Source organism: uncultured Shewanella sp., from assembly GCF_947495455.1.
Lineage (GTDB): Bacteria > Pseudomonadota > Gammaproteobacteria > Enterobacterales > Shewanellaceae > Shewanella.
The window spans coordinates 1-16,132 of the sequence record NZ_CANLZC010000032.1; the positions used below are offsets into that span (position 1 = coordinate 1).

Annotated in this window: 11 protein-coding genes and 2 pseudogenes; 7 read left to right on the forward strand and 6 right to left on the reverse strand. The window is 39.4% G+C overall.

Translation table 11 applies throughout. The features are described 5' to 3' along the window. The first annotated feature begins 185 nt into the window (after nucleotides 1-185). On the forward strand, nucleotides 186-518 hold the full coding sequence (locus Q0791_RS10455; protein ID WP_299005811.1) for a hypothetical protein: 333 nt from the start codon (nucleotides 186-188) through the stop codon (nucleotides 516-518). Between the two features lie 200 nt (nucleotides 519-718). Here the strand turns inward: Q0791_RS10455 and ppsA are convergent, their stop codons facing one another. Next, nucleotides 719-3,094 carry a phosphoenolpyruvate synthase gene (gene ppsA, locus Q0791_RS10460; RefSeq protein ID WP_299005814.1) on the reverse strand — a complete coding sequence of 792 codons (2,376 nt, stop codon included), beginning with the start codon at nucleotides 3,092-3,094 and terminating at the stop codon, nucleotides 719-721. Between the two features lie 129 nt (nucleotides 3,095-3,223). On the opposite strand from ppsA, the gene Q0791_RS10465 reads away from it, so the two are divergent. Then, the gene (locus tag Q0791_RS10465; RefSeq protein ID WP_299005817.1) at nucleotides 3,224-4,033 is read left to right on the forward strand and encodes a pyruvate, water dikinase regulatory protein; all 810 of its coding nucleotides are present in this window, start codon (nucleotides 3,224-3,226) and stop codon (nucleotides 4,031-4,033) included. A 202-nt stretch (nucleotides 4,034-4,235) separates the two neighbouring features. Here Q0791_RS10465 and Q0791_RS10470 read toward each other — a convergent pair. Continuing rightward, nucleotides 4,236-4,691 (reverse strand): annotated as a pseudogene (locus Q0791_RS10470) (omptin family outer membrane protease); the annotation flags it as partial. A gap of 126 nt (nucleotides 4,692-4,817) precedes the next feature. Here Q0791_RS10470 and Q0791_RS10475 point away from each other — a divergent pair. Then, complete coding sequence (locus Q0791_RS10475; protein WP_299005820.1) at nucleotides 4,818-5,558, forward strand: hypothetical protein; 741 nt, start codon at nucleotides 4,818-4,820, stop codon at nucleotides 5,556-5,558. Between the two features lie 160 nt (nucleotides 5,559-5,718). Here Q0791_RS10475 and tnpA read toward each other — a convergent pair. After that, nucleotides 5,719-5,976 (reverse strand): annotated as a pseudogene (gene tnpA, locus Q0791_RS10480) (IS200/IS605 family transposase); the annotation flags it as partial. 201 nt (nucleotides 5,977-6,177) lie between these two features. Between tnpA and Q0791_RS10485 the strand changes: the two are divergent. The 3 genes from Q0791_RS10485 (at nucleotide 6,178) to Q0791_RS10495 (ending at nucleotide 9,126) form a co-directional block, all read left to right on the forward strand. Next, a complete protein-coding gene (locus Q0791_RS10485; RefSeq protein ID WP_299005823.1) occupies nucleotides 6,178-7,251 on the forward strand; it encodes a 3-deoxy-7-phosphoheptulonate synthase in 1,074 nt (357 codons plus the stop codon). Between the two features lie 210 nt (nucleotides 7,252-7,461). Further along, entirely contained in the window at nucleotides 7,462-7,893 is a 432-nt protein-coding gene (locus Q0791_RS10490) for an acyl-CoA thioesterase (protein ID WP_299005825.1), read from the forward strand. A gap of 567 nt (nucleotides 7,894-8,460) precedes the next feature. Further along, nucleotides 8,461-9,126 (forward strand): response regulator transcription factor, encoded by a 666-nt coding sequence (locus tag Q0791_RS10495; protein WP_299005828.1) that lies wholly within the window; start codon nucleotides 8,461-8,463, stop codon nucleotides 9,124-9,126. Between the two features lie 87 nt (nucleotides 9,127-9,213). Here the strand turns inward: Q0791_RS10495 and fghA are convergent, their stop codons facing one another. Continuing rightward, nucleotides 9,214-10,041 carry an S-formylglutathione hydrolase gene (gene fghA, locus Q0791_RS10500; RefSeq protein WP_299005904.1) on the reverse strand — a complete coding sequence of 276 codons (828 nt, stop codon included), beginning with the start codon at nucleotides 10,039-10,041 and terminating at the stop codon, nucleotides 9,214-9,216. 36 nt (nucleotides 10,042-10,077) lie between these two features. After that, nucleotides 10,078-11,202: an S-(hydroxymethyl)glutathione dehydrogenase/class III alcohol dehydrogenase gene (locus tag Q0791_RS10505; protein WP_299005831.1), complete on the reverse strand. Its 1,125-nt coding sequence runs from the start codon at nucleotides 11,200-11,202 to the stop codon at nucleotides 10,078-10,080. 156 nt (nucleotides 11,203-11,358) lie between these two features. On the opposite strand from Q0791_RS10505, the gene Q0791_RS10510 reads away from it, so the two are divergent. Continuing rightward, entirely contained in the window at nucleotides 11,359-12,228 is an 870-nt protein-coding gene (locus Q0791_RS10510; RefSeq protein ID WP_299005833.1) for a LysR substrate-binding domain-containing protein, read from the forward strand. Nucleotides 12,229-12,286: 58 nt separating this feature from the next. Here Q0791_RS10510 and Q0791_RS10515 read toward each other — a convergent pair whose 3' ends face one another. Beyond that, complete coding sequence (locus tag Q0791_RS10515; RefSeq protein ID WP_299005835.1) at nucleotides 12,287-15,715, reverse strand: PAS domain-containing hybrid sensor histidine kinase/response regulator; 3,429 nt, start codon at nucleotides 15,713-15,715, stop codon at nucleotides 12,287-12,289. Nucleotides 15,716-16,132: the final 417 nt, after the last annotated feature.

Genomic DNA, 16,132 nt, shown 5'->3' on the forward strand with positions numbered 1-16,132 from the left:
TATATCAACTAACTTATCCATATGCCCTCTGCGTGATTGATTAATCTTGGTCGAAAGATCTGATCACAAAGAGGGCTGTTAGTTCAATTTCTTATCCCGAGTTCAGGTTACATAGTTGGGATCCTCTGTTTTCAAAATTAAAACAATACGCTGAATTATGGCTAACCAGATCAATAGTATTAATAGTGCTACTTATCGGTGCACTATTAACGCTAAAACAGCCACTCATTCTATTATTAGTAGGCCTTTATCTTATTGCATTGAGTCTCGGCTTTATCATTCCTATGTCCACCAGCTCAGCCATGAAGCACGTTCATCAAGGACAAGGCATGGCCTCGTCTTTGATTGTCTTTTGCTATGCTCTAACTTCCAGTCTTTATAGTCAAATTGAAGCCAATGCTTCTTTCTCTCATAAGGACTTTATGAGTGGCTCTATTGCGATATCGACCGCACTATTAATCGGTATATTCACTTACTTGCAATATAAACACCATAAAGAGCATAATGATCATCATTAAGATCAGCCACACAGTGCCAAGTCATTAGACTCCTCAATGAAAAATAACATCAAAATCAGGTAATGTTTATTATAAAAGTGTTTATATCATTTAGAGAATAACCTAAAGACTTTACTGATTTATATAATAAAGAAACAAAAAAGCCGCAATATGCGGCTTTTAATAAAACGTTTAATTAATAAACAAGCGACTCATCAAAATTAATCTTTAACATGTTCCTTGCCTAAATAAAGCCAAGTATCAATCACAGTATCCGGATTCAGTGATACAGTATCAATGCCTTGCTCAACCAACCAAGCAGCAAAATCGGCGTGATCTGATGGACCTTGACCACAGATCCCCACATAAGCACCTTTAGCTTTAGCCGCTTTTATCGCAAGGGATAATAGGGCTTTAACCGCATCATTTCGCTCATCAAATAAATGACTAATAATGCCCGAATCTCTGTCAAGCCCAAGGGTTAGCTGAGTCAAATCATTTGAGCCAATAGAGAAACCATCGAAATACGCTAAAAATTGCTCAGCCAATAACGCATTTGAAGGTAGCTCACACATCATAATGACACGCAATCCATCTTTTCCACGCTCTAGGCCTTGCTCTTTAAGCAACTCTATAACTTGCGCCGCTTCATCAACTGTTCGCACAAAGGGGATCATGATCTCAACATTCGTCAAGCCCATTTCATTGCGCACCCGTTTAATCGCCTCACATTCTAATGCAAAACAATCACGGAACGACTCAGAAATATAACGGCTAGCCCCACGGAAACCTAACATAGGATTTTCTTCTTCCGGCTCATAACGATCGCCACCTACAAGGTTTGCGTATTCGTTAGACTTGAAATCTGACATACGCACAATGACTTTCTTTGGATGGAAAGCCGAAGCTATGGTCGCAATCCCCTCCACAAGGCGAGCAACATAAAATTCAACTGGTGATGAATAACCGGCTATCATTTCATGAATTTCAGCCTGAAGTTCTGCATCTTGCTGGTTGAATTCTAATAAGGCTTTTGGATGGATACCAATCATGCGATTAATAATAAACTCGAGGCGGGCAAGACCCACACCTTCATTAGGCAAACGAGCAAAGTCAAAGGCTCTATCAGGATTCCCCACATTCATCATGACTTTCATCGGTAAATCAGGCATCGCATCCACTCGGGATGAAACTACATCGAATTCTTGAATCCCCTCATAAATAAAGCCTGTATCACCTTCAGAACAAGATACGGTCACAGCCTGACCATTTTTGATTTGCTCTGTTACGTCACCACAACCTACCACTGCAGGTACACCCAGCTCACGTGCAATAATCGCGGCATGACATGTTCGGCCTCCTCGGTTAGTCACAATGGCACTGGCGCGCTTCATAATCGGTTCCCAATCAGGATCCGTCATGTCTGTTACCAATACATCACCTGGTTGAATTTGATCCATGTCATCAATCGATGCTAATACCTTCGCCACACCACTGCCTATCTTATGGCCAATAGCACGCCCTTCAGATAACACTTCACCTTTCGTTTTCAGATGATAACGCTCGATAAGTTGAATATCTTCGCGAGAGCGGACGGTTTCAGGACGCGCTTGCACAATATAAAGTTTGCCATCATTGCCGTCTTTTGCCCATTCGATATCCATGGCACGGCCATAATGCTTTTCGATGATCATGGCTTGTTTCGCCAATTCCATCACTTCATTATCATTAATTGAAAATTCACGACGCTTTTGTGCCTCTACGTCTTCGATTTGAACTTGTTTACCATGCTCAACAGAATCGGCATAAACCATTTGAATCAATTTACTGCCGATATTACGACGAACAACAGACTGATGTCCGGCCGTTAAACTGGGTTTATGCACATAAAACTCATCTGGGTTTACCGCGCCTTGTACCACCATTTCACCTAAACCAAAAGATGACGTAATAAAGACAACATCATCATTACCTGATTCGGTATCCATAGTAAACATCACACCGGATGCCGCTTTATCAGAACGTACCATACGCTGTATACCTGCTGACAAAGCCACGCCTTTGTGATCATAACCTTGATGAACACGGTATGAAATCGCGCGATCGTTAAACAATGACGCAAAAACATGTTTAATCGCAATCAGCACTGCTTCATAGCCTTTAACGTTTAAAAATGTTTCTTGTTGTCCGGCAAATGACGCATCAGGCATATCTTCTGCCGTTGCACTGGACCGCACAGCAAATGATGCTTCACTGGTTTGTGTTGACAATTTATCATATGACTCATGAATCACCTTTTCAAATTCAGCATGAAAAGGCGTATCTATGATCCATTGTCTGATCTGTGCACCAGCTGTAGCGAGTGCATTCACATCATCTACATCGAGTGTTTCTAGTACATCATAAATTTTTTGGTTGAGTCCGCTTTGCTCGAGAAATTCATTAAACGCAAAGGAAGTCGTAGCAAAACCGCCTGGAACTTGAACGCCAGCGTTTGCTAAGTTACTGATCATTTCACCTAGTGACGCGTTCTTACCGCCAACCTTGTTGACGTCACCCATACCTAATTCTTGATACCAGAGTACGTATTGCTGCACAGTTCTATCTCCGCAAGTTTATTTCAGTGTGGCCCCTTCACATCAGGGCTGGAGCATTTTACACTCCACGGCAAGCAGCGTAAATCTATAATTTTATTTGTAATTTTATTACTACAAGAGGCCAACAAATTGAGAAAAGTATTCTACATTTCAGACGGAACAGCCATCACAGCAGAAGTGTTTGGGCACGCAGTTTTATCTCAATTTCCAGTTGAGTTTGATGCACTTACCATACCCTTTGTTGAAACAGAAAAGAAAGCAACTGAAGTCAAGCAACAAATAAATGATTGTTTTATTACAACAGGTGAAAGACCGATTGTGTTCCACTCCATTGTAAAACCGGAGATCAGGGACATTATTTACAGTAGCGAAGGGCTTGATTACGATTTTTTAAACACCTTTGTTGCTCCATTAGAACAACAATTAGGCATGTGTGCCGTCCCCGCACTTCATCGAACCCACGGTAAAACCAATGAAAGTTACGAAACCCGCATTGAAGCCATTAACTACGCCATGGATAACGACGATGGCCAAACCATGAAGCACATGGATGAAGCCGACTTAATCCTTCTTGGCGTCTCTCGCTGTGGAAAAACCCCCTCCAGTCTTTATCTTTCTATGCAATTTGGTATAAAAGCGGCCAATTACCCCTTTACCGAAGATGATATGGACAACCTAACACTCCATGCCGCATTAAAACGTAATAAGGAAAAACTCTTTGGCTTAACCATTAATCCTGACAGATTGCATGAAATACGCCAAAGCCGCATGCGAAACAGCCGCTACTCATCACTTAGGCAATGCCGAATGGAAGTCAAAGAAGTGGAAATGATGTACCGTAAAGAGCGTATTCCATTCGTGGATACCACTAATCACTCTGTAGAAGAAATCGCCACAAAAATTCTAGAAGTCACAGGCCTTAAACGGCATATGTTTTAATCATCAAGAGAAAAACCGTTAGCGAAAAGCCATCAGAAAAGACAGCATTGGCCATATTCCCCTTAATTGATGGGGTCAGTCAGCAGAAGTTGTCGGCAACAAAATAAGCTTCCTCATTTGAGGAAGCCTTAATGGAAGAAGCCTTAATGATTGATAAAAGATGCGTTAACAATGCCCATCTTTCACATTGTTATCATTCATTCTAAAAAGAATATTTAACGCCTAAGGTAATCGTTGAGTTTTGATTATCTAATCCGGCACCATCAGAATAATAAGAGGTCTCTCCCGTCTGATTATTAATTAGTGTCATATCGGCCTTAGCTTCAGAATATTGACTGTAAACGTATTCGGCAAATAAGGTGACACTTTGCGTATAATGGTAATTATAATTGACGGACACAGAGAACAAGTCAGCCGATTCATTACTTTTCTCATAGAAAGTCAAATCACGTTGATAGTGATTGTCCTTATCTTTAGCATTTACCCATGGACTCCATTTAAGTTGCAGACTGATGTCAGACTGTTGAAATCGATAAAGACCTGCTAACCCTAAATAAAGAGCACTGAATTCTTGTTTATAATCAATGCCCACGGTATTGGGAAAAACGCCCACATTCGCGCCATTATCATAAGAATAAGTGCCGCCTATTCCATCCCATTTAAAGGTGTTGTATTAGTATCAGCTGAATAAACCTATTCCAAAGTTCAATATACCTTTGTACAATTGATACATATAGATACATATAGATACGTAAAATACAGTTTAGCTTTAAATATTTCCGTTATGAGATCATATGTTTTTAATTCGTTAATTTTTTTATTTTTTATATGTTTGTTTACTAACCAAGTTACAGCTGGTGTATATTATGACGATTGGGTCACAAAAGATGTTCCAGAAGAAACAAAACACACTACATTGTACTATGGAAAGGCAAGATGTGAATTTAGACTAATAATGCCACCTCCAAACAATCAATTGAAGTCGGAATTTATACATATTGCTAAAAAGGATGCGACAAGTAAAGCATGGGTTTCTAAAAAAGTTTATGCACCTTTGATAACTCAGCACAAAGCAGAGGAACGTCATCCTTACACGTGTAAAGCTATTGAAAAGCTGCCTCATTCATATGTAAAAGAAGAAGTTATTAAATATAAAACGGTACATGAACCTATACAGCCATTTCCTTCTTCAGTCGTTTATAAGCCTGGAGCATGTAAGAATAAAGTTAGAAAAGAAACAATTGTGACTTCTCTTGGGCATACTAGCGCTAATAATATGAAAGTTTATGCATCAGCCCAAGGGAAAAAAAGCTATATGAATCTACAAATGCATAGAACACTTATAGATCCTGAGTTTGCATCAAGTAAAAATTTTCCGAATACACTTATTTATGATGGTGTGCCAACTTCCTTTGTGGGTTATGAAGTAAATACAAGTAAAGAAGAGCAATCAGTTAGGTTCAGAGTTAAACTTGACGATGGGTCAAGTTTCTATGCTCACGACTTTGCTGCACAATGTAAATAATTCTTCAAGACGATAGTAATTAACTGGCCTCCGGCAAAGCCGGAGGCTTATTGGAATGACACCCTAAAAGGGCTTAAATAAATACCCAAGGCCCCCTACATTCCTAATTTCAATTGCTCCCAATGCATATCAGAGGGCATTCACTATTCTGTGTCAGTAATATCATTTCCTCATCCAAACCAACTGTAGAAACATAATAGCCTCTTGCCCAAAAAGCCTCTCCATTGAAATTTTTTTGCCGTCCCTTAAACTGACGAGCAATTGAAATAGCACTTTTACCTTTCATAAAACCCACAACGTTAGATACTGAAAATTTGGGTGGAATACTCAAACACATATGAACATGATCTGGCATTAGATGCCCTTCTTCGATCACAACTCCTTTTTGACGAGCTAGTTCGTGAAAGACTTCGCCCAGAGGGTTTACATTACCTCTAAAGTGAATCTATTTACTCTCATCATTTTCTCATCCTAATGTAAAATGATTTTAACTTAAGAACCATTTTACATTCAACCCTCAACTCATTTTGAAATAAAAAAATAGGCACTGCCAAAAGATGCACAATTGAGTATAATCAAGACAATTAACATTAAGTCCATTAAACACGCGGTATCATGCATGACCATCAAAACAGACGAACTACGCACCTCCCTTTTATGCAAAGTCATTTCACCTGCGCAATTAGCTTCTGAATACCCTTTAACACAAGCCGCTGCCGATTACCTTATTAAACAAAGGCGAGAAGTTGAAGCCATTATCAGCGGTGAAGATCAACGCTTATTGGTGATCATAGGTCCTTGCTCAATTCATGATACTAAAGCGGCATTAGAATATGCAGCACGTCTTGCTAAATTGCATCAGGAACTCAAGGATGATTTATGTATTGTGATGCGTGTTTATTTTGAAAAACCCAGAACCATAGTGGGATGGAAAGGCCTCATCTCAGATCCCGATCTTGATGGTAGTTTCAGTCCCAATAAAGGCTTGCGCATGGCAAGGCAGTTATTACAACAAATCACTGAACTTAAATTGCCAATTGCCACAGAATTTTTAGATATGGTCAATGGCCAATACATTGCCGATCTGATCACATGGGGTGCCATTGGCGCTCGAACCACTGAAAGCCAAATTCATCGAGAAATGGCCTCAGCCCTGTCTTGCCCCGTTGGCTTTAAAAATGGCACTGATGGCAATATTAATATTGCCGTCGATGCCGTTCGTGCCGCTCAAGTCCCGCATATTTTCTATTCACCCGATAAAGATGGTGCTATGGCGGTTTATCGCACTCATGGTAATCCTTATGGCCATATTATCTTAAGAGGCGGTAAACAGCCTAACTACAAGGCCGAAGATATTGCCACTGCCAGCCAACAACTCACCAGCCTAGGTATCACTCCACGCATGGTAGTCGATTTCAGTCATGGTAATAGTCAAAAGCAGCATAAACAACAGCTTAATGTTGCTAAAGACATTATGGAACAAATGAGACAAGGCTCTACTGCGATAGCAGGGATAATGGCTGAAAGCTTTATACTTGAAGGCAGCCAAAAAGTAATCCATGATCAGCCCCTTGAATACGGTAAGAGTATTACCGATGCTTGCTTACATTGGAATGATTCAGAAAAACTCTTAAGAGACTTAGCAAAAGCCTCTCGTGATAGACGTGAATATTTGCGTAAACACAAGCTATAATCTCATCCTATCACAGCGACTGACGATATGAATAAAGGCCTTACCAAAGGCCTTGATACTTTTATTTACACTCTAATATCTTTAATTAACAGCATTAATCACAAGCAGTTAAATCAGCGAAAGTTAAACACTTGTTTTATTGCTGTTCTTTTTTAGGCAATATCACTATAATCTCGCTCGAATTTTATCCGTATAATCTCAGGTTGTAGTATGTCCTTTGCCAACAAATCAATATCCAAAACCATGGCGCTTCGAATTGAACAGTCAGAAGCCAGAGTCATTAAAGTGGTTTTTCCATCATTAACCAATCATCACAACACGCTTTTTGGTGGTGAAGCACTATCTTGGATGGATGAGACCGCGTTTATTGCTGCAACACGCTTTTGCCGTAAAACCTTAGTAACGGTGAGTTCTGATAAAATTGATTTTAAAAAATCCATTCCAGCAGGCACCTTAGCGGAAATAGTAGCTCGCGTCATTCATGTGGGAAACACTTCAATCAAAGTTGAAGTAAATATTTTTGTCGAAAATATGTATGCCGACATAAGAGAGCACGCCATTAAAGGCGTATTTACTTTCGTTGCTATTGATAAAAACAGGCAACCGACACCCGTTTGGCAAGATCCTATTGAAAGTCATTAATAGTGTGCTATACCTCCTATCTAACTCTAGAGTAACAACCTAGACAACATACATTGATGGATAAAAAGCGCTGTTTTTCTATCCATCAAAATCAGCACATTTCTAATGCTCAACGGATTTCACCATAATGAAATAATAAACGGCTTCCCTTTGGATCTCTGTTCTTAAACAGCCTTATTACTCGACATATAAACAACAATAAAAGTCACAATAAAAAATAAAAAAATAAAGATTAATACAATATAAAAACAAAAATTAATAAAACAATATTAATAAATACATTGAAAACCAAATTAAACATAAAATAAACAAAATTAAAACACAAAATAAACACAAGTAAAAAAAAACCTTTTGCAAAGCAATATTATGTCATGATTCAATGAGTTTAATTAATAACATTGTTCAACAAACCTCTATCAATTAAATCAAAAAAAACAAAAAATGACTATTTTTTTGATTTAAAAGTCACTTTATTGGTAATTAGGAATAAAATCGATAGAATAACGAATACATAATCTGTTACATTAAACTTATTCCCGCACCACAAACTTAACATTAGATAAATTCATGAAGTCTGAAAAATTAACGATTATTATTGCGGATGATCATCCTTTATTTAGAAATGCACTAAGACAAGCATTAACTAGCGTATTCACTCATACTCTCTGGTATGAAGCCGATAGCGCAGATGCATTACAGTCATCATTGGATAATCCCAAATTAAATCCTGATCTCGTATTATTAGATTTACAAATGCCAGGTTCAAATGGTTACTCTACTTTGATCCATTTAAGAGCACATTATCCCAGTATTCCCGTGGTTGTTATTTCAGCTTACGAAGATAACGATACCATTAGCAGAGCGATGCATTATGGCAGTTCAGGGTTCATTCCAAAATCTGCTTCTATGGATACACTGGCTAATGCGATTTCCACTGTACTATTAGGTGATTTTTGGTTACCTGAAGGCGTTGAATTACAAGAAGTCGATAATGATGATGATGTCAATCAGATGGCCTGTAAGTTAAAAACACTAACGCCTCAACAATATAAAGTATTACACATGTTTGCAGAGGGGCTACTGAACAAACAAATAGCCTATGACTTGTCGGTATCTGAAGCGACGATTAAAGCCCATGCTACGGCTATTTTCAAAAAACTAGGCGTCAGAAATCGAACCCAAGCCGTCATCTCATTAAAACAATTGGAAATGAAAAAAAGCCCGATAGAATAACACTAATACGGGCTTTGGTGCGTAATATTCCCATTAGAAATCCATAATGATTTTTAATGGGAAAAATCAATTTTCAAAGCAAGCATATTAAAAATACTTAGCATGAAACGCTAAATGTTCTTCAATAAAACTCGCAATAAAATAATAACTATGATCGTACCCTGGTTGCATTCTTAATGTTAACGGATAAGATTCTTGTTCAATAAAATCATGTAAACTTTCAGGCTTAAGCTCTTTTTCTAAAAAAGGATCGTCCAAACCTTGATCAATCAAAATAGGCGTAGAAATCCCCTTACTCCGCATTAATTCAACGGCATCATATTGCTTCCATGAATCAAGATCTTCCCCTAAATAAGCAGTAAAGGCCTTTTTTCCCCATGGTGATGACATAGGATGACAAATAGGACTAAATGCAGAAATAGACGTATATCGCTCAAATGTTAGCCCTAACACTAAAGCACCATGCCCCCCCATTGAATGACCCGAAATAGCCCGTTTATCACTGACAGCAAAGTTGGCTTCAATAAGCTCAGGTAATTCCGTCAGCACATAATCAAACATGCGATAATGCTTAGCCCAAGGTGCCTGAGTGGCGTTAAGATAAAACCCCGCCCCTAACCCCAAATCGTAGGCGCCATCTTGAGCATCGGCAACACCTTCTCCTCTCGGACTCGTATCCATTGCAACAATGGCAATACCAAGCTTGGCGGCAATGCCTAAAGCGCCTGCTTTTTGCATAAAGTTTTCATCAGTACAGGTCAGTCCCGATAACCAATACACAACAGGCACAGGCTTAACTAGACTTTGAGGCGGCAAAAAAATAGCAAAACGCATTTCACACTTAAGACTTGCCGACATATGTTGATACTGTTGATGTAACCCACCAAACACTTTATTACTGCTAAGCAAAGTCAGGGGCGATTTATTTTCCATTAACCATTTCCTCAATCGCTAAAAGTGGATCACACTTCGAATACTTTTTCCTTCATGCATTAATTCAAATGCCTCATTAATACGCTCAAGTTCCATTGTATGGGTAATGAAATCATCAAGTTTAAAATCACCTTGCAAGTAACGCTCAACGATCTCAGGTAATTCAGAGCGCCCTTTCACTCCGCCAAATGCAGAACCTTTCCATACACGCCCAGTGACTAATTGAAACGGTCTTGTACTGATCTCTTTTCCGGCGCCAGCCACGCCAATAATCACAGACTCACCCCAACCTTTATGACAACATTCAAGGGCTGAACGCATCACATCAACATTTCCGATACATTCAAAAGAGTAATCCACCCCACCCTCTGTCAATTCGGTAATGACCTCGGCAATAGGTTTGTCATAGTGTTTAGGGTTAATGCAGTCTGTGGCCCCTAATTTTTGCGCTAATTCAAACTTACTCTCATTGATATCAATGGCAATGATACGGCTCGCTTTAGCCATTGCAGCCCCAATAATCGCTGAGAGTCCAATGCCACCTAGACCAAAAATGGCCACCGTCGCCCCAGATTCAACTTTCGCGGTATTTAATACCGCCCCCATGCCTGTTGTCACACCACAACCTAACAAACACACTTCCTTCAATGGCGCCTCAGGATTGACCTTTGCAAGAGAAATTTCAGGTAATACAGTATATTCAGAAAAAGTAGAACATCCCATATAATGATAAATAGGCTCACCATCTTTATAAAAACGCGTCGTTCCATCAGGCATAACACCTTTGCCTTGGGTTTCACGAATTTTTTGACATAAATTGGTTTTACCTGACAAACAAAACTTACATTCACCGCACTCAGGCGTATAAAGCGGAATAACATGATCCCCTACCGAGAGACTGGTCACTCCTTCCCCAACAGATTCTACAATGCCGCCACCTTCATGGCCTAAGATACAAGGGAAAATACCTTCAGGATCATCACCCGATAGGGTAAAAGCATCAGTATGACACACACCCGTTGCCACTATTTTAATGCGCACTTCACCCGCTTTAGGTGGCATGACATCCACGATTTCCATCGATAATGGCTGTCCAACTTTCCAAGCAACCGCGGCTTTTGATTTAATAATTTCTGCTGACATATCCTGTCCTATATAAAGTTTAAACCCATAAGTTTCATTAAAATCATTATATTCATTACCCAAAAAATGATAATCATATAAAATTGAAAATAACTTTTACTGTATAGTAATAATATAAGGCTGAGTATCAGTATTTATCACAATGAGTAAAGCATCATGTTAAGTTGGGAAGGCGTTTGCGAGTTTGTGGCTGTCGCCGAAACAGAAAGCTTCACCTTGGCAGCGAAAAAGCTCAGTATTTCTACGGCTCAAGTCAGTAGACAAATCACGGCTCTAGAAGCAAGGTTGGCCGCAAAGCTGTTTTATCGCACCACACGTAAGGTCTCTGTGACAGAAGTTGGTAAAATTTATTATCAACATTGTCGCCAAATATTAGACGGTTTAGATGAAGCAGAACGTGCTATCACGAACCTTCACTCTACTCCTCGCGGCCATTTGAAGTTAACCGCCCCTAATACTTATGGGGAGCGCACCATAGCGCCATTAATCAACAACTTTATCGCTCGTTATCCAGAGCTAAATGTTCAACTTCACCTCACCAATAAACCATTAGATCTGGTGGATGAAGGCTTTGATTTAGGGATCCGCTTAGGCCATTTAGAAGCTTCCAGTATGATGGCAAAACAATTATCAACACGCAAACTCCATGTCTGTGCATCGCCTGAGTATATTCAACGTCATGGTCTCCCTAACCAATTAAGCGATCTTGAACACCATAATTGCTTATTGGGAACAAAAGATTATTGGCAATTTTATGATCAAGGAAAAAGACGCAGTATTCGTGTCAAAGGCAATTTACGCTGTAATAGTGGCCAAGCCCTCACCGATGCGGCGTTAAAAAGCATAGGTATTGTGCAGCTACCTGACTATTATGTGCGCCCCTATATTCAACAAGGTTTACTGGTTAATCTTATTGAAAAATACATAGATTCAGACGGAATTTGGGCCATCTATCCCCATAATCGCCATTTATCACCTAAAGTAAGAATGCTCGTGGATTATTTAGCCGAGAAGTTAAACCAATAAAGGGTTATTTATCAAAATTAAGGGAGAGGTAATTACACTCTCCCTATACTGGTATGAATTACTGAGATTTGATTAAACTGGACATTAATCCCTTTAACGCTGCTGGTTTAACCATTTTGGCCATAAATTCATAACCTCGTTGATGAACATCATCAATTAATGTTTTTTGAGTATTGGCCGTGATCAAAATCCCCGGAATAGACTTACCAAAGTGAGCACGAATACCATCCATAGCATCGACACCATTTTGACCATCATCAAGATGGTAATCAGATAAAATAATATTTGGCACGACATCTAAACGGATCAATAATGCTTTTGCCTCCTCAAAAGAAGCTGCACAGAAAACCTGGCACTGCCAACGGGTTAATAAAGATTCCAGCCCTGCGAGAATAGCCTCTTCATTATCAATACATAACACCTTAATACCCGCTAAAGGCTGCATTAAAGAAGGCTTCACACTCACCTGAGACTTAACAACGGGTTGTCCATATGGAATGCAAATGGAAAACAGTGATCCCTTAGCGAGCCTTGATGTCACGTTAATTTTATGTTTTAGCACACGACTAATTCGGTCTACTATCGCTAATCCTAATCCTAACCCGCTCACTTGCTTAGTCTCTGGATTTTCAAGTCGCTTAAATTCTCTGAAGATATGACTCAAATCAGACTCTGCGATGCCACATCCGGTATCAATCACTTGAATTTCTAACCCATGTCTGCGATGGCGACAACCTAATAGCACACGCCCTCCTTTCGCATAACGATAGGCATTGGTCAAAAAGTTTTGTAATACACGCCGCAATAAATAAGGATCAGAATTAACCGTTGCCGAACAGGACACATAACTAAAATCGATATCACAATCTGCTGCCATAGCCTCAAATTCTATCGCCAATTCACTCAATAGCTGATTAATCATAAAATCTTTACGATTCACATCCACCGTACCAGAATCCAGCTTTGAAATATCAAGCAGATCCGTTAATAACTCACCCGCCGCTTTCAATGAACTGCCAATATGCGATAAGGTTTCCTTACCGGCTTGAGTCAAATCAGGATCTTGAGATAAAGAAGCAGAAAACAAACGTGCAGCGTTAAGCGGTTGCATCAAATCGTGACCCACTGCGGCTAAGAAGCGACTTTTAGAGGCATTCGCTTTTTCTTCTTCTGCTTTTGCTCGAATTAACTGTGCATTTAAAACAGACAACTCATGTGTTCTAGCTGTTACCCGTGTCTCTAACGTATCATTCATTTCTTGTAGCGCTCTGGCTTGTTCTCGATATTGAGTAATATCAGTAAAGGTCATCACAAAGCCCCCACTAGGAATAGGATTACCTTGCACCTTAATCACACGGCCATCTTGTCGCTCCCTTTCTGAAACATGGGCTGAGCCTTGACGCATAAATGCCACTCGTTTAGCGACCTGTTCCTCAATATCACCTTCACCGCAATACCCCCTCACTGCATTAAAATGGATCACATCAGCAATAGGCATGCCTGCTTTTAAAAACTCAGGAGGATAATCATATAACTTAGCGTATTTATCGTTCCAAGCGACTAAATTTAAGTCTTTATCGACCACACTCATGCCTTCATAAGCGTGCTCTATTGCCCCACGTAACATTTCTTGGCTTAACATAATTTTTGAAGAAGCATCATCAACCAAATTAAACACTTCATCAATAGCTAAATCTCTGCCATGTACGACAGAGTCCATCACCAAAGCCGCACTTGAACCGCCTAAGATCCCCGCCAATAAATGCTCAGTTTGTCTCACCAATTCTGGCGCAGCCACTTTATCACGCATGTCACTCTTTACTGAATCTTCTGAAAATTGAGCAAAGCTATCATAAGCCGCAGATGGACTCATAAAACGACTCGCCAACAGCAATAGATCTTGATGAGTGATTGACATAGACCGATTTGTTGACGGGCCTTTTAATGTTCCCGGTGTCACAAAAGCACGGGCTTGCATCCTTTCAACCACCCCCGCGCGACACCAAATAGATCCCAGAATATAGCCTAAAATATTCGCCAGCAAAGCATATGAAATATCAATGGCATCAGGTTTTATCATCGGCATCAAATCAACATGGAGTACTTGCCCACCAACCGAATCCATCACCTCTTGCCATAAAATCACAAACCAAACACTAAAGCCGGTTATTAAACCAGTAAACACTCCCCCACGATTACCATGAGTCCAATACATACCGCCAATCAATGCTGGAGCCAATTGAGCAAAAGCACCAAAAGATAAAATACCTAAGCCCGCTAATGAACGACTATCGAGCAAAGCGAGATAACAGACATAACCCATGCCTAATATCAGGATAATGGTTAGCCGTCTCACATTCAGTAGCACACTGGAAAAATCACTAAAGTTTTTCTGTTTTATTTGCTCAGTGCGAAGCATAATGGGAACAACCCATTCATTACTCACCATGACACTTATCGTCACAACAGCAACAATAACCATGCCTGTTGCGGCTGAAATCGTACCCAAAAGCGCAATAATCGATAAAGAAGGATGCTGCAGCACTAAGGGTAAATTAACCACATAACTATCCGGTGATACCACATCCCCTAAAATACTTTTCCCTGCTAAGGCGATAGGGATCACAAATAATGCAAATAAAATTAAATAAAGTGGGAATAGCCAACGCGCTTTAACTAAGGTTTTCTCACTGTCACATTCCACCATCATGACGTGAAATTGTCTAGGCATACATAAAAAAGCGGCCATACCAACAAAGAGCTCAGGCAATAACGACATAAAGTTAAAGTCAGTTTTTTTTATCACATTTTGACTGACTGCGTTTTGCCACAAATCGCCCACGCCATCAAACACATCAAATACTATGATTAAACCAATTAATAAGAAAGCAACGAGCTTCACCATTGATTCAAACGCAATCGCCAATATCATGCCAGGATTATGCTCCGTCGCATTCAGCTTTTGCGTCCCAAATAAAATCGCAAATAACGCTAAAATAACCGTAATAATTAAGGCTTCCGTTTGAGTATCAAATAATCCCTCACCTTGCTGAAACAAACTCATACCAAATATCATGGCTTTTAACTGCAGAACGATATAAGGCATGATGGCGAAAAGCGCAATCAAAGTCACAATAGCCGCCAGAACTTGCGATTTACCATATCTTGCTGCAATAAAATCAGCAACAGAAGTAATGTTATGGTTTTTTGTCACCATCACTATTTTCTTCACTAATCCAAAGCCGACAGTAAAAAACAATAATGGCCCGATAAATATGGGTAAAAAAGACCAAAGATCTTCTGCTGATTGACCCACAGTACCTAAAAAACTCCAAGAAGAACAATACACACCTAAACTCAGCGCATAAATCCACACTTGCATACGTTTAGTAATGCGAGTAAACCAACGTTCAGCTCCCCAAGCTAATAAAAATAATGTTAAAGCATATAAAATGGCTGTTGCGCTGATAATAATTGTAAACTTCATAACTCTCTCGTGTTTAAGATACGCCAAACTTTGATAATGAGTTCAACAACCCTTAATTTAACTCTCAATATAACCGCTAAATCATATATCACTTGAAAAGATCTGTTTTCATTCACTAAAAGTAATTACCTCAAAAGGCTAATGTGTAGTTTATCTAGAATAAAAACTAACAGCTATCAAATTAAGACAAGACATTCTTTGAAATAAAGCCTTTGCGCATTCAATAAAATAACCCCACAAAAAAAACTACAAACCACAACAATAAAACCCAAACAAAAACAAGTAAAAAACAAATGAGAAACAAATGAGAAACAAAAAAGAGTCAAAACAAAACGATTGACAACAAAAAGCCTTGTCTTTGAACTGGTTCAAGCCAAAATTTAATGCTATTTTAAAATGACTTTCTCGCCTGCACAT

Bases quoted from the DNA above. Each gene is read 5' to 3' on its own strand.
- Q0791_RS10485 (WP_299005823.1), top strand. From the start codon at position 6,178: ATGACCATCAAAACAGACGAACTACGCACCTCCCTTTTATGCAAAGTC.
- Q0791_RS10515 (WP_299005835.1), bottom strand. From the start codon at position 15,715: ATGAAGTTTACAATTATTATCAGCGCAACAGCCATTTTATATGCTTTA.
- Q0791_RS10510 (WP_299005833.1), top strand. From the start codon at position 11,359: ATGTTAAGTTGGGAAGGCGTTTGCGAGTTTGTGGCTGTCGCCGAAACA.
- Q0791_RS10505 (WP_299005831.1), bottom strand. From the start codon at position 11,202: ATGTCAGCAGAAATTATTAAATCAAAAGCCGCGGTTGCTTGGAAAGTT.
- Q0791_RS10475 (WP_299005820.1), top strand. From the start codon at position 4,818: ATGAGATCATATGTTTTTAATTCGTTAATTTTTTTATTTTTTATATGT.
- Q0791_RS10495 (WP_299005828.1), top strand. From the start codon at position 8,461: ATGAAGTCTGAAAAATTAACGATTATTATTGCGGATGATCATCCTTTA.
- Q0791_RS10490 (WP_299005825.1), top strand. From the start codon at position 7,462: ATGTCCTTTGCCAACAAATCAATATCCAAAACCATGGCGCTTCGAATT.